This is a genomic window from Rothia sp. 11254D007BW (assembly GCF_053548195.1).
In genome coordinates this window covers 1478430-1495676 of sequence record NZ_JBPWPK010000001.1, presented here as the reverse complement: position 1 = coordinate 1495676, position 17247 = coordinate 1478430, and the positions used below count along the sequence as shown (strand labels likewise).

At 61.1% G+C, this 17247-nt stretch carries 17 protein-coding genes and 1 riboswitch; of the genes, 10 read left to right on the top strand and 7 right to left on the bottom strand.

The window, feature by feature from the left end:
* Positions 1 to 10 precede the first annotated feature (10 nt).
* Positions 11 to 964, bottom strand: coding sequence for a hypothetical protein (locus tag ACEE43_RS06700; protein ID WP_449108027.1), 954 nt, complete (start codon positions 962 to 964; stop codon positions 11 to 13).
* Between the two features lie 94 nt (positions 965 to 1058).
* Between ACEE43_RS06700 and ACEE43_RS06695 the strand changes: the two genes are divergently transcribed.
* The gene (locus ACEE43_RS06695) at positions 1059 to 1754 is read left to right on the top strand and encodes a hypothetical protein (RefSeq protein ID WP_449108028.1); all 696 of its coding nucleotides are present in this window, start codon (positions 1059 to 1061) and stop codon (positions 1752 to 1754) included.
* Between the two features lie 90 nt (positions 1755 to 1844).
* Here ACEE43_RS06695 and ACEE43_RS06690 read toward each other — a convergent pair whose 3' ends face one another.
* Positions 1845 to 2948: a MauE/DoxX family redox-associated membrane protein gene (locus ACEE43_RS06690; RefSeq protein WP_449108029.1), complete on the bottom strand. Its 1104-nt coding sequence runs from the start codon at positions 2946 to 2948 to the stop codon at positions 1845 to 1847.
* A 137-nt stretch (positions 2949 to 3085) separates the two neighbouring features.
* Here ACEE43_RS06690 and dcd point away from each other — a divergent pair, with 137 nt between their 5' ends.
* Positions 3086 to 3682 (top strand): dCTP deaminase, encoded by a 597-nt coding sequence (dcd, locus tag ACEE43_RS06685; RefSeq protein ID WP_237212115.1) that lies wholly within the window; start codon positions 3086 to 3088, stop codon positions 3680 to 3682.
* A gap of 11 nt (positions 3683 to 3693) precedes the next feature.
* Positions 3694 to 4896, top strand: coding sequence for a hypothetical protein (locus tag ACEE43_RS06680; RefSeq protein ID WP_449108030.1), 1203 nt, complete (start codon positions 3694 to 3696; stop codon positions 4894 to 4896).
* A 12-nt stretch (positions 4897 to 4908) separates the two neighbouring features.
* Here the strand turns inward: ACEE43_RS06680 and ACEE43_RS06675 are convergent, their stop codons facing one another.
* Together ACEE43_RS06675 and ACEE43_RS06670 are read right to left on the bottom strand one after the other, a co-directional pair.
* Positions 4909 to 6216 carry an MFS transporter gene (locus ACEE43_RS06675; RefSeq protein ID WP_449108031.1) on the bottom strand — a complete coding sequence of 436 codons (1308 nt, stop codon included), beginning with the start codon at positions 6214 to 6216 and terminating at the stop codon, positions 4909 to 4911.
* 126 nt (positions 6217 to 6342) lie between these two features.
* The gene (locus tag ACEE43_RS06670; protein WP_449108032.1) at positions 6343 to 6606 is read right to left on the bottom strand and encodes a DUF4235 domain-containing protein; all 264 of its coding nucleotides are present in this window, start codon (positions 6604 to 6606) and stop codon (positions 6343 to 6345) included.
* A 178-nt stretch (positions 6607 to 6784) separates the two neighbouring features.
* Positions 6785 to 6889, top strand: a riboswitch (TPP riboswitch).
* Positions 6890 to 6943: 54 nt separating this feature from the next.
* On the opposite strand from ACEE43_RS06670, the gene ACEE43_RS06665 reads away from it, so the two are divergent.
* The 4 genes from ACEE43_RS06665 (at position 6944) to ACEE43_RS06650 (ending at position 11094) form a co-directional block, all read left to right on the top strand.
* Complete coding sequence (locus ACEE43_RS06665; RefSeq protein WP_449108033.1) at positions 6944 to 7561, top strand: ECF transporter S component; 618 nt, start codon at positions 6944 to 6946, stop codon at positions 7559 to 7561.
* 15 nt (positions 7562 to 7576) lie between these two features.
* Positions 7577 to 9178 carry an ABC transporter ATP-binding protein gene (locus ACEE43_RS06660; protein ID WP_449108034.1) on the top strand — a complete coding sequence of 534 codons (1602 nt, stop codon included), beginning with the start codon at positions 7577 to 7579 and terminating at the stop codon, positions 9176 to 9178.
* On the top strand, positions 9168 to 9968 hold the full coding sequence (locus tag ACEE43_RS06655; RefSeq protein ID WP_237187181.1) for an energy-coupling factor transporter transmembrane component T family protein: 801 nt from the start codon (positions 9168 to 9170) through the stop codon (positions 9966 to 9968). The genes ACEE43_RS06660 and ACEE43_RS06655 overlap by 11 nt, the downstream gene beginning before the upstream one ends.
* 244 nt (positions 9969 to 10212) lie before the next feature.
* The gene (locus tag ACEE43_RS06650) at positions 10213 to 11094 is read left to right on the top strand and encodes an aminotransferase class IV (protein WP_449108035.1); all 882 of its coding nucleotides are present in this window, start codon (positions 10213 to 10215) and stop codon (positions 11092 to 11094) included.
* An 18-nt stretch (positions 11095 to 11112) separates the two neighbouring features.
* Here ACEE43_RS06650 and ACEE43_RS06645 read toward each other — a convergent pair whose 3' ends face one another.
* From ACEE43_RS06645 to ACEE43_RS06635, 3 genes are all read right to left on the bottom strand, one after another.
* The gene (locus tag ACEE43_RS06645; protein WP_449108036.1) at positions 11113 to 12342 is read right to left on the bottom strand and encodes a multidrug effflux MFS transporter; all 1230 of its coding nucleotides are present in this window, start codon (positions 12340 to 12342) and stop codon (positions 11113 to 11115) included.
* Positions 12343 to 12454: 112 nt separating this feature from the next.
* Positions 12455 to 13069, bottom strand: a complete 615-nt coding sequence (locus tag ACEE43_RS06640; RefSeq protein ID WP_449108037.1) for a hypothetical protein — start codon at positions 13067 to 13069, stop codon at positions 12455 to 12457.
* Positions 13070 to 13126: 57 nt separating this feature from the next.
* A complete protein-coding gene (locus tag ACEE43_RS06635) occupies positions 13127 to 13600 on the bottom strand; it encodes a low molecular weight protein-tyrosine-phosphatase (RefSeq protein ID WP_449108038.1) in 474 nt (157 codons plus the stop codon).
* 552 nt (positions 13601 to 14152) lie between these two features.
* Between ACEE43_RS06635 and ACEE43_RS06630 the strand changes: the two genes are divergently transcribed.
* From ACEE43_RS06630 to ACEE43_RS06620, 3 genes are all read left to right on the top strand, one after another.
* Positions 14153 to 14401 (top strand): hypothetical protein, encoded by a 249-nt coding sequence (locus tag ACEE43_RS06630; RefSeq protein ID WP_449108039.1) that lies wholly within the window; start codon positions 14153 to 14155, stop codon positions 14399 to 14401.
* 358 nt (positions 14402 to 14759) lie between these two features.
* A complete protein-coding gene (gene dnaK / locus ACEE43_RS06625) occupies positions 14760 to 16607 on the top strand; it encodes a molecular chaperone DnaK (protein WP_449108040.1) in 1848 nt (615 codons plus the stop codon).
* 2 nt (positions 16608 to 16609) lie between these two features.
* A complete protein-coding gene (locus tag ACEE43_RS06620; protein WP_449108041.1) occupies positions 16610 to 17215 on the top strand; it encodes a nucleotide exchange factor GrpE in 606 nt (201 codons plus the stop codon).
* The last annotated feature ends 32 nt before the right edge of the window (positions 17216 to 17247 follow it).

Here is a 17247-nt window from a genome sequence, read left to right as displayed (position 1 = left end):
AGAAGGGCTCCTAGCCAGCGGGGGTAAAGGTAAGGCTCTCCCCGCTGGCAGAGAGTGACCCTTTCAAGGAAAAGGAGACAGTCTCGGTGACCTGCTGAGTCTCTCCTGTATACAGGTCAAGCTCGGTGAAAGAAATCTCTGCCCTACCGTTGCTCTTACCCAGGGCCCACTTGCCCCCGGCCAAAGTCACCTCTGGCTGGGGGTACTCTGTGACCATCCAGGTGACATCGCCGTCCACTCGGCCAGAAAAGTCATACTCAAAGGGGCAACCAGTGGGGTAAAGGGAGCTCTGAGCGGCGCAGGTGTCGAGGTAGGTCTTAATCTGCTGCTGCACCGAAGTCACCGCAGCTTCTGAAGGAGTAAGCTCAACGGCAAGAGGGGAAGGCTCACTACCCGGAGCCGTCACAGGAACCGTCTGCGACCCAGCGCTGTACAGCGCTGACTCATAGGTAACCGTGTAAGAGCCGGGGTAGAGCACCGCAAATTCGCGGGCGCCGCCCTCAACCGACACCTTAGTGTTATTGAGAGTGGCTGCCTCCACCGAATTCGAGGTAATTTCAACGGTCGGTAACTCACCGGCATCAATCTGCCACTGGTCAAAAACACCCCAGTGGGAGCCCACCTTGTGAAGGTGGAAATCCGTACTGCCGGGCTGCCCCTCAAGCGTGTACGTGACGGTGACGGTGGCACGTTCCCCACCGTCGGTCACGGTAACCGCGCCCGTGGAGAGATCCTTGAGACCCGCGAAGGAGGTCTGCAAGGCGTCCCCATCGAGCATGGCGGCGCTGGCGTCAGGCACCTGGGCACCCAAGATGCCCAGGGCCTTCGACCCGTCCCCTTCGCGCACAGCAGCGAAGTAGGCTCGGACCTGCCCCTGGGGCCCGTACACCAGACGGTTGATGAGGGCTAAAGAAGCAAGGGCGATGAGAAGCGCCGCAAGGACACCCAACAACCACCAGGCCAAGACACGGTCTACTGAAGATCTAAAATGCACCCTTTAAATGTAGCTCACATGCGCCTGAGCCCCGTTTGGGCGGGTCTGCCGATAGAGTAGAGCCATGGCAGAACACGCTCACCAGGTACCCGATAAGTACGGGGCCGTCACCAAGATCTTTCACCCCCGTATCAACTCCTACCACCGCCGCCTCATTGCGGGCGTTCCCGCCGGCGTCCTGGCCCTAGCCTGCATCTGGTTTATGGTGGCCAAACGCCCCACCCCAATCTTTATGGTGATTCTGGGGCTCATCGTCCTGGGGGCCCTCTTTGCTATCTACTCCACCCTGCGCCCCCAGATTGTGGTCAAAACCGAAACCCACGTGTTGAGCGGGCGCCTATTCGGCTGGCAGGCAGCCGACCTCACCGAGATTTCCCAGACCGTTTTCGCTGAACGCCTCACTCCCCGCCAGGCAGCGGGCAAAGAACTGACCGGCATGGCAGCCCTGCGCTACAAGGGCGTACCGGCGCTGTGGGCCGTCAACGCTAAAGGCAAGCGCATCTTCCGTCTGGACGGGCGTATCTGGGACGCTAAAACCCTGCGCGCCATTGCCACCGCTATCGCTCCCCAGACCACCGTCTACCAGGTCATCAACGTGACTCAGATGAACAAGCAGCACCCCGGCCTGGTCACCTTCAACGAGCTTCACCCGGGCTGGAAGTCCACCACCGTGGGCGTCATTTCCCTGCTCTTCCTCATTGCTCTGGCGGTTGCCGCTGTGCTACCGGAAGAGACCCTGCAACAGTTCAACATCCTGTAGGGCGGCGCTCGCCGGTATACAGTAAGGCCCGGAGCCCCTAAACCAGGGAACTCCGGGCCTTTGCCTCGCTGCTAGGAGGAAACACAAGAACTACTGGCGGTTATCCGCGACGATTTCGTAGTCGGCACCTAGGTCGCTCTCATCTTCGTCAGAATCTGCCTCTACATGGTTCTCGTAGTCGGCGTTGATTTCAGCGATGATGTCCTCAACGAAGCTCATGACCTTGCCGCCGCCGAAGACCGGGCCACCTGCCAGCAGACCGTCCGCCCCCAGGGCCACAGCGCTGGGGGTACCATTGCCGAAGATGCGCTGGGTCTTGAAGCCGGGATCAACAAAGACCTGAATATCACCGGTAAAGCTAAAACGGTCGATATCAGAGTCGTTAGAGACCACCGGGTGAATCCCCAGCATAGGCAGCTGCTGCTGCCACTCATCAATCTTGGCAATCACGTTGTGGCAGTGGCCGCAGCCAGGGGATACAAAGAGGAGCACGCGGGCCTGCTGCAGGGCCAGATCACGCAGACTGGTCTGCTCACCCGAACCTGCGGGGAGCGAACGGTCGTCGTGGGGGTAGTAGAGGGGGGCGAAGGGAACGGGGGTTCGGACGTACTCGCCCTCCTCGTCCACGGGGGACTCCAGGGCCGGTGCGGCCTTCTCTTCCTCCGCAACCGGGACCAACTCCGAGCGGTAAATAGCCCAGAGAGTCAGTGAAGCCAAGGCTGCACCAATGACCCAGAGCCAGCCGTTGGCATCCAGGGCCAGGAGCATGGTGAGGGCTGAGCCACCGGTGTTTAGAGCCCCGATCAGGGCGCCGCAGGCAGCCAGCAGAAGGGCAGTATTGCGCACCAGAGTATAGACCGACACAGGGGCTGTAGATGCTGAACCGAAACAGTTGCAGCTGGCGGTGTTGCCCTGCACAACGGCGCGGGCGATAACGGCCCAGTAACCGATAAAGAGTAGCAGGGCGGCTAGGGCCGCGAGCACCTGGATAATGCCGGGGGCAAAGAAAAGGACGGCTGCCAGGGCTAGCTCTGCCCAGGGCAGGACGCGGGCAATCGGCTTCACCGGCAGCCACTGATCTAGCTTGAGGTTAACGATGGCGGTAACCGTGCTGGAGGGCTCTTTAGCCTTGGCGTAACCGCTCACAGCCAGCGTCACAATAATGGTGAGTGTGCATAGCACAAGGGGGGTCATAGTCTGCTTTCATGCGAGTGAGGGAAGATTCTTTGATTTTAAGAGTACGTCTCTTTCCCACAGAATAGAGGGTGGACTACGCCACGCTGTATATAGGGCATCAGCCTGGTGCTGTTGAAGTGCGGTATTTTTGAAGTGTGCTATTTTCTGATCAGGACATCCGCAAAGAAATTGATGCTGGGCGAATTGCCCTAGAGCCCTACGACCCGTCAATGATTCAGCCCGCCTCGGTGGACGTACGTATTGACCGCTTTTTCAGGCTCTTTGACAACCACAAGTACCCCTACATCGACCCTTCGCAGAAGCAAGAAGACCTCACCCGCTTGGTAGAGGTGGCACCCGATGAACCCTTTATTCTGCACCCAGGTGAATTTGTGCTCGGTTCTACCTATGAGAAGGTGACCCTGCCCGATAACATTGCTGCCCGGCTTGAGGGTAAGTCTTCTCTGGGGCGTTTGGGCTTGCTCACCCACTCCACCGCTGGTTTTATTGATCCCGGCTTCTCTGGCCATGTGACCCTGGAACTATCGAATATGGCGACCCTACCGATTATGCTCTGGCCCGGTTCTAAGGTCGGCCAGCTCTGCTTCTTCCAGCTGACGAGCGCAACCGAGCACCCCTACGGTTCAGGAGCCTACGGTAACCGCTACCAGGGTCAGCGCGGCCCCACCGCTTCGCGCAGCTACCTGAACTTCCATAAGACCCTTATTCCTACCGACACCCCGACCAGCTAAAGGAGCTCCCCATGCGCGGCTTGCTGCTTCACCCCGCCGATGTTCCGGTACTGGTGGTTTTTGAGGACGCTTCAGACCGATTATGGGAGGGATCGCTGCGAGCCTGGGGGTCTCTTGCCCCGCAGATTATTGACCCAGTTACCGATGCTGATGCTGAGGACGTCCGCCTGGTCGTGCTGACCCAGCGGTCAGCTGCCGAGGTAGTGACCGCCTACCCCAAGGGGATTGAAACCACCACCATAGATAGTGCCGATGAGGCACTCGCGGCAGAGCGTCTAACGGTTCACGTGACCATGCACCTGCTCAAGGCCCATGCCGGTAGTAAGCACCTCTTGCACGCCGCAGTGCTGGGGGACCCCGAGAGTGGGCAGGCCGTAGGCTTGGTCGCAGCTTCTGGTACTGGTAAGACCACAGCAGCCAGTGTGCTAGGAGCATCTTTCGCTTATCTCAGTGATGAAACAGCCGTGGTCAGCACCGATGACCTGAGTATTCTGTCCTATCCCAAGCCTCTTTCAGTGATTGAAGATGAGCAGGCACCGAAGGTCCAGTACGACCCGGCTCATCGGGGACTCAAGGTGGCTGCTCCCGAGCAGAGCTACACTCTTTCGCATTTGGTAATCCTTGACCGGGATAAGACCGGCCAAGCGTCGGTAAGCTGGGAACGTCTGCCCCTGGACGAAGCCCTGTTTACGATTGTTTTGCAGTCGTCGGGGGTACAGCAGATGCCGCAGGGGCTGGCAGAACTGGCGGGCCTCTTGAACCGCGTGGGCGGAGCTATCAAGCTCACCTACAGTGAGATTACTGAGACTCTGCCCTTCTTCCGTGATCTGCTGGCAGGGCAGCTGGATATTCCGCAGCTCGCACCAGATTTTGAGTACCTGCGTGCCCCTGAACCTGTCACCGGTGGTACCAGCGGCGAAAAGCTCTACCAGCGGGCTGCCGGTACCGAGGGCTTGGCTATCGGAGATAGCTTCTTGCTGACGACCTCAGGGCGGCTTTCGCGAGTTTCTATTATCGGCTGGGATATCTGGTCTTTCTTGGAGACACCCCAGCGGGCAGACACTATCTACGCGGCCATGGTTGAGCTCTACGGAGAGATTGTCCGCCTTGATTTCGATACAGTTCTGCGGGCCATGGTTGATGGGCAAATGCTGAAGGTAACCCGTCAGCCAGATAGCCCTGTGGAGACACCACGCCCTGATAACCGAACCTAGAGAGGCAGTAGCCTACCTGGCTGTGCTGACCTGAGGGTCCTTAATAGGAATCATCAGAAGCAGACCGGCAAGGAGCACGATAACAATACCCACAATGCCCCAGATTTGGCTGTCCATGAGGGTGACGAAGAGGCCGAAGAGAGCCGGGGCTAAGAAGCTGGCTGCGCGGCCGGTGGTGGAATAGAGCCCGTAGATTTCACCTTCCTGGCCTTCTTCTACCAGGCGTCCTAGATAGGAGCGGGCCGCCGACTGGGCAGGGCCAACGAAGGCACACAGGGTGAGGCCGCAGACCCAAAACATGGTGGTGGAGGGCCAGACCAGTAGGGGGACTGCTGCTGCAATGAGGGCTACCAGGGAGAAGATAATGACCCGCTTAGGGCCAAAGCGGTCATCGAAGAACCCGCCCAGCATGGCCCCGGCCCCCGCCACGATATTGCCGAAAATAGCGAAGATAATGACCTGGTTGGTGCTAAAGCCAAAAGACCCTGCCGCGAGCATGCCGCCGAAGGTAAAGATACCGTTGAGCCCGTCACGGAAGACGGCGGACGAGACCAGGAAGTAGAGGGTGGTGGGGGCCTGCCGGTAGAGTCTGACGATGGTGGCGATAAGCTGCTTGTAGGAGGCAAGGATTCCCACACGGGGAGCGTCCGGACGCACCGCCTGCGGCAGGGAGCGCACCTTGAGAATCAGGGGCAGGGAGAAAACTAGAGCCCAGGCCGCCGAGAAGAGGGCAACAGCGCGGACGTTGAGGGCGCCGTCCTCCGTAATACCTAGCAGGCCGGGGGAGATAAACCCTAAGAGCACAAGAAGCAGGGCTACGATACCGCCGAAGTAGCCGGCTGCCCAGCCGGTCCCGCTCATCTTGCCGATGGTATCGCGGGTGGAGATAGTAGGCAGAATGGCGTTGTAGTTAACCACCGCAAATTCGTTGACCAGGTTACCCAGGGCCAGCAGGGCCACACCCCAGAGCAGGTAATCGGGGGAGGGGGCTACGAAGAAGCACAGGGCCATCAGGAGCACTAGGAGCAGGCTGTTGACGCTTAGCCAGAGGCCACGGCGGCCGGTGATATCTGCCCGCTGACCCGAGAGCGGGGCGAGGAGGGCAATACAGATACCGGCGATGGTCAGGCCGGCAGAGAGGACGGCCGAGGTGTGCTCGGTGCTGCCAAAGCTGGAACTGGTCAGGTACACCGTGAAGACGAAGGTCGTCATGATGGCGTTGAAGCTGGCGTTGCCCACGTCCCAGAGGGTCCAGGCTAGGAAAGTGGAGCGGGATGCCGGGGCAGTGGCGCCGGGGCTACCGGGTGCTGGTGTGGTCATGGCTATATGCTATCGGCCCGCCCCTCGCTTTGGGCCCGTGAAACGGTTAAGTCAGGGTAAAAGTAAAGGCTGGTCCCCTTCAGCGAAGAAGGGAACCAGCCTTGGGCGAAGGTCTGCCAGCTAGGTTTAGACCTCAGCCTGGGAGCCGGAGCCAGCCTTTGCCTCAATCTTGTGCTGGGCGCGGGTGATGCTGACCTTGATGATGGTGCCGACCAGGCCGGTAATCAAAGACCAGAGGATGATATCGCGCCAGCGCTCATCGTCATCGGGGTTATTGGCGGGGGGCTCGTTGCCGGTGATCTTGGTCCAGGTTGCACCCAGGACCTTGTTGGCCAGGGCAACGCCGCCGAGTGAGGCAGCGGTTCCTGCGATCTTGATGAGGGGGTTCATGAGGTTCCCTTTCGGTAGCTGATGGAGGCTCTACAGAGAGCTACTGGCACTAACACTATCAGTACTGTGTAAATGTGGGCAGCTGGCAGCGGCTTCTGTCATAAAAGTTTGTATCTTTTCTTTGCCGGGCCGACCTGCCTATACTACAAAGGCGTTCAGAAGGAACGTCCGCCCACGGCGGAAACGACAGGGGAGCGCCCACACGGGGCGCTGAGAGTGCACATGCAGACCCTCGAACCTGATCCGGTTAGTACCGGCGCTAGGGAGTCGAAAAGAACGGCAGGCTGTCGCCTGCCTGTGCATGCCCCCTTTGCTGTACCACACCAAAGGAAGGCTTATGTCTAAGAAAACTGCGCTGACATGGCGCGTTAACGATATCGTAGTAGCCTCTGTGCTGGCTGTTGCCTGCGCTGTGCTCTTCTGGGCCTGGAATAACGGCGGCTACAACATGGCCCAAACCGCCTTGGCCCTGGCCCCCGAGTACGCCTCGCTGGTGGGCGGTACCTGGCTGATCGCGGGCGTCCTTGGCGGTTATATCATCCGTAAGCCCGGCGCTGCCCTCTACACCGAGCTGCTGGCTGCGGTGATTTCTATGCTGCTGGGCAGTAGCTACTCTGTTGCGATCATTATCTCCGGCATTATCCAGGGTCTGGGCACTGAGCTGGTCTTCCTGCTCTTTGCCTACCGCGTCTGGAACCTGGGCACCGCCCTGCTAGCGGGTGCTTCTGCCGGTGCCTTTATGAGTATTTCTGAGCTCTTTATTTACTACGCGGGCGTCTTTGAAGGCTCCAAGGCTGTCACCTACGCGGTGTGCGGCATTATTTCCGGCACCCTGCTGGCTGGTCTGGTGTCGTGGCTTCTCACCCGCGCCCTGGTGACGACCGGTGTGCTCGATTCTTTGGCCGCTGGCCGTGCCCGCCGCCGGGCTAGCACCTCACCCCGTTCCCAGGCCTAGACCAGGGGCAAGCGCGTGCAGATAGAGCAGGGGGCCCGCTTTGTGGCCCGTAATTTCGGCTGGCACCACCCCGGGCGGGCTACCCCTGCCTTTTCGGGGCTGAACTTTGAGATTGCCCCGGGACAGAAGGTACTCCTGGTGGGCCCTTCTGGCGCGGGCAAATCGACTCTGCTGCACGCCATGGCGGGTCTGCTTGTTGATGAGGACGACCAAACCCAGCTGGGGCAGCTGACCGTCAACGGGCAGCCCCCCACCGAGGCCCGCGGGGTCTGCGGGCTCATGCAGCAGGACCCCGAAAGCTCGGTGGTACTGGCGCGGGTAGGCGATGACGTGGCCTTCGGGCCTGAGAACCTGGGCGTGCCCCGGGAGGAGATTTGGGGGCGCGTGCAGTGGGCCCTGGACGCCGTTGGCCTGGGTCCCCTACCCCTTGACCGTTCCACCTCGGCTCTCTCTGGCGGGCAGAAGCAGAGGCTGGGCTTAGCCGGTATCTTGGCTATGCACCCCGGTGCCCTGCTCCTGGACGAACCCACCGCCAACCTCGACCCGGCGGGTGTGCTTGAGGTGCGCGACGCCGTCCTGGCCGCCGCTGCCGCTTCGGGAGCTACCCTGGTGGTTATTGAACACCGGGTTGGTATTTGGGCAGAGCACGTTGACAGGGTGCTGGTGCTCGATGCTCAGGGCGGTATCAGCTTCGACGGCCCGCCTGCGCAGGTGCTGGAACAGGCCCGCGACCAGCTCATTGCCGGTGGGGTGTGGGCGCCCGGCTATGTGCCCCACCCGCCCCGGGCAAGGAAGGTGGGGGCGGACGTCCGCCCCGGGCAGGGTACGGATGAGCCCTCCCCGCTGCTTGAGGCCCGCGAGGTGAGCCTAACCCGGCAGCTACCTACCCGTCGCCAGCGTAAGGAGCGCTCCCGCGCTATCGCCGCGGGGCAGGTGCCTACCCTCGATCTGCCCACCCTGGCTAGTGGAATCAACCTGACCCTTTCTTCCGGGGAGCACCTGGCTCTTTTGGGGTCCAACGGTGCCGGGAAGTCGACCCTGGCGCTGACCCTTGCCGGGCTAATCTACCCGGCTGCTGGGCAGGTCTACGCCCATGAGGCACTCACCGCGGGTCTACCCGCCCGGCACCGTAGCTCCGACCCCGCTAGCTGGCCCGCTGCCGAGCTAGCCGACCGCATCGGTCTGGTCTTCCAGGAGCCGGAGCAACAGTTCCTTGCCCCCACCGTGCGCGCAGAACTAGAGTTTGGCCCCCGGCACCTGGCCCGTGTGCGCAAGGAGAAGATTGATGAAGACCGGTTGGCTGCCCGCACCGATGAGCTCCTTGCCCGCCTGCGCCTTACCGACCTGGCTGACGCTAACCCCTTTACCCTCTCGGGCGGTGAAAAACGACGGCTGTCGGTAGCTACAGCCCTGGCCACCGAACCGGCGGTCCTGGTGCTTGATGAACCTACCTTTGGGCAGGACGCCACTACCTGGGCCGAGCTCGTCACCCTTATCAAAGAACTGCTCGACCGGGGGCTGGCCGTTATTTCGGTAACCCACGATACAGACTATGTAGCTGCCCTCGGCGGTACGCGCCTGACCCTGCAGAAAGCGGAACCTACCCATGGCTCTTGACCTTTTCGCGCTAGGCCCTGCCCACCGTAGCCGCGCCGGAAAGCTCAACGCGGGCACCAAACTGCTGGCTACCTTCCTGCTATCGATAGGGCTGCTGCTCATCAAAGACTGGGGCACAGCCCTGGTGGTCTTTGCTCTTGAACTGGCCCTGCTCAAAGCCTGGGGTGTGCAGCCGTTCGCCCTGTTGGCCCGTTTCTGGCCCCTGCTGATTGGCACCCTGCTCACCGGCTGGTCCACCTCGCTGATTGCCGATAAAACGGGGGAGACGGTGCTCCAGGTGGGGTTTATCTGGATTACCACCGACTCCCTTGCCATGGGTATCTCCCTGATGGTTCGTGGCCTGGCCCTGATTCTGCCCAGCCTCTTGCTTATCACCACCACTGACCCCACCCACCTGGGCGACTCCCTGGCACAGACGGCTAAACTGCCGGCCCGCTTCGTCCTGGCAGCCCTGGCCGCCCTACGCCTGCTGGGGCTCATGTTCAGCGAATGGCACACCCTGGGGCAGGCACGGCGGGCGCGGGGACTGGGGGCAAGCGACTCCCTGCTCCGCCGCGTCCGTACCCTGGCCGGGCAGACCTTTGCCCTGCTGGTGCAAGCTATCCGACGGGGCACCCGCCTGGCTGTCACCATGGAAGCTCGTGGTTTCGGTGCCGGGCCCCGCACCTGGGCCCGCGTTCCCGTCTACAGCAGGGACGATTCAACCTTCCTGCTGTGCTGTCTGGGAACGCTCATCATCGGCTACGTGACATCGGGCCTTGCTGGCACCCTCACCTGGGTGTGGCAGTAAAAATATGACCTAAAAAGTCCAAAAATCTTTGAGAAAGCCCCACCGCCCGCGTTAGAGTGAAAGTGTGTACCCGGTCACCAGGCCCCACGCTGGATGACCTCGGGCCAACCACTCCGAGCCTCCGACCAGAGGGCTCGAAGAACGCTCGCATCGTACGCGGTGCTCGCATCAGGTGCTCCCGCCCCGCAGCCCCTAACGCCAGGTTGCCGCGGGAGCATCAGCGTTAAGGGTTAGGCTTGGAAGTATGACTACAACCGTTGTGATGCTAACCCAAGAAAACCCCGCCGGTGAGCTGGCTGACGCCACCGCCCCCCTCATCAACATCGAAGACCAGGGGCTGACCCGTGGCGACGGCGTCTTTGAAACCATGCTGGCCGCTAACCGCCGCGTCCGTAAATTTGAAGCCCACCTGACTCGCCTGGCCGGTTCCGCCCGCCTACTCGACCTGCCCCTGCCCGCTGAAGATAACCTGCGGGCTGCCGTGCAGCTAGCCGTCGACGCCGCTGCCCAGGGGCCCCAGACCGTGCTGGGTGAAGAGCACACCGTCAAAATCATCATCTCTCGCGGTACCGTTGAAGCCGGCCCCCACGCCTGGGTGACCGTGGCCCCGTCCTCACCCACGATTCTGCGTCAGCGCGAGCAGGGGGTGCGAGCTATGCTCCTGCCGCGCGGCCACGACCCGGCCGAAGACTCTGCCTATCCCTGGCTCCTGGCCGGAGCCAAGACCCTCTCCTACGCCATCAACATGTCGGTACTGCGCTATGTGGGCAAACACGGTGCGGACGACGCCATCTGGGTGACCGACGACCGCCGCATTCTTGAGGGGGCAACCTCCTCGGTGATCGTTGCCAAGACCGAGGGGCAGAAGAAGGTGCTCTACACTCCCGAACCGGCCCACGGTATTCTGCCCGGCACAACCCAGGGCGCTATCTTTGCGGGTGCTCGCGCCGCCGGGTGGGAGCTCGGCTACGGGCCCCTCTACCCTCAGGACCTGCTGGAGGCGGACGCCGTGTGGCTGGCGTCCTCGGTGCGTCTACTGGCGCCGGTTACCCACCTCAACGGAACCCCCGTGGCCACCGATAAGGAACTAACCGAAGAACTGCTGGGCTACCTGGCGCGCGGTTAACGGTGGGGTAGATACTCGCTAGGGTTTGGGTCGGTCAATCGCGTAATCGCTCTCGGCCCGCGGCGTAGTGGCCAGGCTCAGAGCGCTGAGGGCTGCAAACCCCACCATCGCGCAGGCCATGGGCAGATAGGCGCTGCTGCCGCCCAGGGCAACCAGGGGTGAGGCTAGGCCACCCATCAGAGCCTGTACGGTTCCGAGCAGGGCGCTCGCGGAGCCCGCAATATGGCGGGCTTCGCCCAGGGCCAGGGCTGAGGCGTTACCAAAGACCATGCCGACTGAGGCTGTGAAGGCAAATAGCAGAACCATGGTGGGAACAAGCGAGGGGGTGCCCAGTAGGAAGTAGCCCAGCAGGAGCAGGCTGACGGTCAGCAGGGAGCTGGTGCCAACGACGAGGAGCTTGCGCAGGGCAACTTTGCCTACCAGGGAGGTCATCACGGTGGAGGCAAGGACGATAGCCAGGGAGTTCAGGCCAAAGACGTAGGTGAAGTGGGTTTCGCTCAGACCCATGACGTTTTGCAGCAGGTAGGGCGAGCCGGAGATATAGCTAAAGAGGGCACCGAAGGCCAGAACCATGGTCAGCATGAACCCCCGGTAGCGGCGGATTCGGGCCACCTCGATAATGCCGGCATAGGCTGAGAGCAGGGAGCCGGTGCGGCGCTTGTCTGCCGGTAGGGACTCCTTGATAAAGAAGAGAACCAGCACCAGGGAAATAGCGATAATGACGCTAATGACCTTGAAAATATCGCGCCAGGTACCGTGAGCTAGCACGAAGCCGCCGATGAGCGGGGCGGCGACCGGGGCGATGCCGTTAATCATCATCATGATGCCCATGAGGCGGGCGGTCTGTAGGCCACTGGTGGAGTCGGCCACGATGGCGCGGGCTAGCACCATGCCGATGGAACCGGTAAAGCCCATCACGAAACGGGCCGCGATGAAGAGTTCAATAGTCGGCGCGAAGACGCAGACCAGGGCTGAGAGGGTGCAGAGGGTTACGCCGATAAGCAGGGGCAGACGGCGGCCGGTCTTGTCAGAAAGCGGCCCCACGATAAACTGCCCGGTGCCCATACCCACCATGAAGGCGGTCAGGGTGAGCTGGGCGTAAGCGGTGGTGGTACCCAGATCAACCGCGATAGCCGGGAGCGCTGCCAGGTACATATCAATGGCGAGCGGGCCCACAGCCGTGAGTGACGCCAGGGTAATAATTGCAATCGGCGGCAGGCCCCGATTAGGTGCGGCGGCTGAGCTCATCGGCGGTGGGTCTTCCTCTTAGGGGCGGTTTTCAACCCGTCCATTCTACGCCTCCCGGTTTCTTATTTGATAGGGAAACTAATGTGATGTTGCAGAAATGAAAAAATATGACCTACCGCTGAACATAGCGGACGCCCGCCCCAGCATAGGCGCTCGCGTAGGCTGCCAGCAGGTCGGCTTCTTGTTCTGCCCACATGTCCCAGTAGGGGCGGTAGGTTTCTCCGTCCCGGGCTAGGGCCCGCTGCCTGCGGCGCGCGGTATCAAGCTCCACGAAAACACCCACATCGTGGGTGCCGGTCAGGGCCCCTACCCCTTCAGCGATGAGCACGCCGCCCGCCGCCTGCTGGGCAGCGGTAAAGGGGTGCGGGCCGGTTGTTTGAGAGCTACCCCAATCCCAGCCAAACCAGTGCGGGGCAGTCTCGGGGGAACTGGCGCGTCCGTCCGCCACTGTCTCGGCAAGCTGCTGCCAGACCAGGACGGCCTGGGCCAGCCCGCTCCATCCCTGGTAGAGGCCTTCTAAATGAAAGACCTCGGCCACGATACCCCGCTTGCTCAACCAGGTAGCCAGCTCAGCAGCCAGGGTGGTTTTACCCGACCCGCTGCGTCCGTCAATCGCCACCAGCAGCGGCCGCCCACCCCGCACCTGCTGGTGGGCCTGCGCCACCACCTCACCGAGCGAATCTAGCCCCGTTAGCTCAAGCACCCCGGCCTCCTTCGCCTTTGCCATAACTACTGCCCTCAGGCTACCGCACCGGGGCGCCCCTGCCCGCTTACCCGGCCCAGGCTAACTGCTGTGGGTCTGGATCTGCTCGATGACTCCGGGCACGGCGTCCCGAATCATCTGGAAGGTCTCGTAGAAGTCGCTCATATCGCCGTACCAGGGGTCGTAGATGCCCAGCCGGTCAAGGGGCTGGTCTGCGACAGCCGGGTCGAACTCGCGCATGAGCCTAACCTTGGCCGCTGCCTCGTCGCTAGGGGCCATACGCTTAAGCGCCCGGTAATGGTTGGTATCCATGGCTAGAAGCAGGTCGTAGCGGTCAAAATCGGCCCGGGTGAACTGCTGGGCTCGGTGGGAGTCGGTATTGATGTTGAGCTCATCGAGCACCTTCTTGGCTCGGCGGTCGATGGGGTTGCCCTCTTCTTCGTTAGAAATGCCGCTGGAGGCGACCTCTACGGCGAGCCCGGCTTGGGCGGCAGCCTGCTTGATGAGGTACTCGCCCATGGGGGAGCGGCAGATATTTCCGGTGCATACAGTCATGATTCGATACATGCTCACTATGTTCCCATGAAGCTTTCGGGAAAAGGTGGGCGGGCAGAGAAGCTGAATAAAAAGTGGCAAAAAGTTCGCTCTAAGGCGGAAAAATTAGGGCAACCTGTGTATAGTCTTACAGGTACACACACTTGATGGTGGCTCTTAGGCAAGAAGGTTTGCCCGGTTCATACAGCAGTGAACTGAGAAGAGCAGCACCAGACACTCAGTTTCTTGAGTTCTTTCGAGATGACAAAAGCCCCGCAGGCCACACACCTGCGGGGCTTTTGCGTACCTCACCTAAAACCTTCTTCCCACAACCGTACGCATGTACATGTGGCGCTGGCCGCCAAATGTGGCGGTGTCACCACCACATGTGGCGGTGGCTGCAACATGTTGCGTTCACGAACGGGCGCTCAGGGCTGAGCTCGAAACTGACGGCAAAGAAGCCTAGAGATAGCACAGGAAAATGTAAACACCGCACGAAATATAACCAAGCTGACCATTATCATCGGTAAAGTTAGCTAGCACACACTATATGTGCGAAGGATGTGATTCCCCATGACCAACCAGCCCACTACCCCGGACCCCAACCTGCCTCCCGCCGGGCAGGCAGCATCTACTGATGGTGTTGCACAACCCGTGCCCGGCACCCAGGCACCAGATACTCTTATCGGCGGCCCTATGCCCCAGCCTCCCGCTGACCCTAAAAAGAAAAATACAGGCCTGCTTATCGGCGGTCTGTTGGCTATCGGCATTGCCATAGCTATCCTGGTTGGGCTCGTGCTCTCTGGTGCCTTTGGGGGCTAGGGGGACTTTTTGTAGGTTCTAGAACGCAGTGCATTGCCCCTTGGCTACACTGGGGTCTAGTGCAACCTTGCCAAGTCGGCACCTGCTGTTGCGGGGTGCCGACTTTTTTGTGTTCACTTTCAGGGTTTTAAAAGGTGCGGACACCTCCACCCGCCTTGCCCTGCAAGGGCGGGGCGGGGGTCCGTCCGCTCCCCACTAGCTTAAACTCGAACTGCGCAAAAAAGTTGAGTCTTTTTGACTCAACTCTGTTGACTTCTGCTCAAAACATGGCAAACTAGATATCAAGACAAACGAGTTGAGCCCATGCGACTCAACTTGTTTGAAAGATGTACAGATAACCAAACCATAAGGAGTAAACATGTCACGTGCAGTAGGTATTGACCTCGGTACTACCAACTCAGTTGTATCAGTCCTCGAAGGTGGCGAGCCCACCGTCATTGCAAACGCAGAAGGCGCCCGCACCACCCCCTCCGTCGTCGCATTCTCAAAGGACGGCGAAGTTCTGGTCGGTGACGTCGCCAAGCGCCAAGCCGTCACCAACGTCGACCGCACCATCGCTTCCGTCAAGCGCCACATGGGCACCACCTGGACCCAGGACATCGACGGCAAGGCCTACACTGCCCAGGAAATCTCAGCCCGTACCCTCATGAAGCTCAAGGGTGACGCTGAAGCCTATCTGAACGACAAGGTTACCGACGCCGTCATCACCGTTCCCGCCTACTTCAACGACGCCGAGCGTCAGGCCACCAAGGAAGCCGGCGAAATTGCGGGCCTCAACGTCCTGCGTATCGTCAACGAGCCCACCGCAGCAGCCCTGGCCTACGGCCTCGACAAGGGTAACGAAGACGAACTGATCCTGGTCTTCGACCTCGGTGGCGGCACCTTCGACGTCTCCCTGCTCGAAGTTGGCAAGGACGAAGACGGCTTCTCCACCATCCAGGTCCGCGCAACCTCCGGCGATAACCGCCTGGGCGGCGACGACTGGGACCAGCGCATCGTCGACTTCCTGCTGGAGCAGGTCAAGTCCAAGACCGGCGCTGACCTCTCCAAGGACAAGATCGCCCTGCAGCGTCTGCGTGAAGCAGCAGAACAGGCCAAGAAGGAACTGTCGTCTGCAACCTCCACCAACATCTCCCTGCAGTACCTGTCCGTCACCCCCGAGGGCCCCATCCACCTGGATGAAAAGCTGACCCGCGCCAAGTTCCAGGACATGACCGCAGACCTGATCGAGCGCACCAAGAAGCCCTTCAACGACGTAATCGCTGAAGCCGGCGTCAAGGTTTCAGACATCGCCCACATCGTGCTGGTTGGTGGCTCCACCCGTATGCCCGCCGTCACCGAGGTCGTCAAGGAACTCTCCGGTGGTCGCGAGCCCAACAAGGGCGTCAACCCCGACGAGGTTGTTGCTATGGGTGCAGCCCTGCAGGCAGGCGTGCTGAAGGGTGAGCGCAAGGATGTCCTGCTCATCGACGTCACCCCCCTCTCCCTTGGTATCGAAACCAAGGGCGGCGTGATGACCAAGCTGATCGAGCGCAACACCGCAATCCCCACCAAGCGTTCCGAAACCTTCACCACCGCTGAAGACAACCAGCCCTCAGTATCGATTCAGGTCTTCCAGGGCGAGCGTGAGTTCACCCGCGACAACAAGAACCTGGGCACCTTTGAGCTGACCGGCATTGCACCCGCACCCCGCGGCGTCCCCCAGATCGAAGTTACCTTCGACATCGATGCCAACGGCATCGTGCACGTCTCCGCTAAGGACAAGGGCACCGGCACCGAGCAGTCCATGACCATCACCGGCGGCACCTCCCTCTCCAAGGAAGACATCGACCGCATGGTCAAGGACGCCGAGGCTCACGCCGAGCAGGACAAGGCCCGCCGCGAGGCAGCCGAGACCCGCAACGCTGCTGAGAACACCGCCTACTCCATCGAGAAGCTCATCAAGGACAACGGTGAGAAGCTGCCCGAGGACGTCAAGACCGAGGTTCAGGCCGACGTTGACGCCCTGAAGGCTGCCCTTGAAGGTGAAGACGATGACGCCGTCAAGGCCGCTTTCGAGAAGCTGCAGGCATCTCAGACCAAGCTGGGTGAGGCTCTCTACGCCCAGGCTCAGGCAGATGCTGCAGCCGGTGAAGGCGCCAAGGCTGAAGACGACGACGTTGTTGACGCCGAAGTAATCGATGAAGAAGACGAGAAGAAGAACTAATCATGGCTGAGAACACCAACGAGCCCGTCGACAACCAGCCCGAGGGTACCGACCCTCTGGAGGAAGCCTTCGCCGCCCCGGCTGCTGAAGGCCACCCCGAGCCCGAAGGTGTAGCTGCTGACGCTGCGGCAGGTGAGGAATCTGCCGCAGCCGAGGCCGGCGATAGCGCAGAGGCAACCGATAGCGCTGATGCGGCCCTGGCCGCCGAGCGTCTTGAGGATCTGCGCCGCCTTCAGGCCGAGTTCACCAACTACAAGAACCGCACCGCCAAGGAAAAGGACCAGCTGCGCGATTTTGTTATCGCCGACCTGGTTGCCGCCCTGCTGCCCGTCATCGACGATATCGATGCCGCCCGCAAGCACGGCGACCTTGAAGAAGGCCCCTTCGCCGCGATTGCCAATAAGCTCGAAGAAACCCTGACCAAGCAGGGCCTTGAGCGATTCGGCGAGGTCGGCGAACCCTTCAACCCCCAGGTGCACGAGGCTGTACTGCAGCAGCCCACCAGCGAGGTTGAGCCTGACTCAGTCTCCATGGTCCTGCGCAATGGTTACAAGGTGAAGGATCGCGTGGTCCGCACCGCCCAGGTAGCCGTAGCGGTAGCAGAATAAGGGACGCGGGCGGGCACCCGGCCTGATACGTC

What these genes read in the sequence shown, in the direction of transcription:
- ACEE43_RS06645 (WP_449108036.1), bottom strand. Translation starts at nt 12,342, where the DNA reads ATGAGCTCAGCCGCCGCACCTAATCGGGGCCTGCCGCCGATTGCAATT.
- ACEE43_RS06620 (WP_449108041.1), top strand. Translation starts at nt 16,610, where the DNA reads ATGGCTGAGAACACCAACGAGCCCGTCGACAACCAGCCCGAGGGTACC.
- ACEE43_RS06675 (WP_449108031.1), bottom strand. Translation starts at nt 6,216, where the DNA reads ATGACCACACCAGCACCCGGTAGCCCCGGCGCCACTGCCCCGGCATCC.
- dnaK (WP_449108040.1), top strand. Translation starts at nt 14,760, where the DNA reads ATGTCACGTGCAGTAGGTATTGACCTCGGTACTACCAACTCAGTTGTA.
- ACEE43_RS06680 (WP_449108030.1), top strand. Translation starts at nt 3,694, where the DNA reads ATGCGCGGCTTGCTGCTTCACCCCGCCGATGTTCCGGTACTGGTGGTT.
- ACEE43_RS06695 (WP_449108028.1), top strand. Translation starts at nt 1,059, where the DNA reads ATGGCAGAACACGCTCACCAGGTACCCGATAAGTACGGGGCCGTCACC.
- ACEE43_RS06630 (WP_449108039.1), top strand. Translation starts at nt 14,153, where the DNA reads ATGACCAACCAGCCCACTACCCCGGACCCCAACCTGCCTCCCGCCGGG.
- ACEE43_RS06690 (WP_449108029.1), bottom strand. Translation starts at nt 2,948, where the DNA reads ATGACCCCCCTTGTGCTATGCACACTCACCATTATTGTGACGCTGGCT.
- ACEE43_RS06635 (WP_449108038.1), bottom strand. Translation starts at nt 13,600, where the DNA reads ATGACTGTATGCACCGGAAATATCTGCCGCTCCCCCATGGGCGAGTAC.
- ACEE43_RS06670 (WP_449108032.1), bottom strand. Translation starts at nt 6,606, where the DNA reads ATGAACCCCCTCATCAAGATCGCAGGAACCGCTGCCTCACTCGGCGGC.
- ACEE43_RS06655 (WP_237187181.1), top strand. Translation starts at nt 9,168, where the DNA reads ATGGCTCTTGACCTTTTCGCGCTAGGCCCTGCCCACCGTAGCCGCGCC.
- ACEE43_RS06650 (WP_449108035.1), top strand. Translation starts at nt 10,213, where the DNA reads ATGACTACAACCGTTGTGATGCTAACCCAAGAAAACCCCGCCGGTGAG.
- ACEE43_RS06640 (WP_449108037.1), bottom strand. Translation starts at nt 13,069, where the DNA reads ATGGCAAAGGCGAAGGAGGCCGGGGTGCTTGAGCTAACGGGGCTAGAT.
- ACEE43_RS06665 (WP_449108033.1), top strand. Translation starts at nt 6,944, where the DNA reads ATGTCTAAGAAAACTGCGCTGACATGGCGCGTTAACGATATCGTAGTA.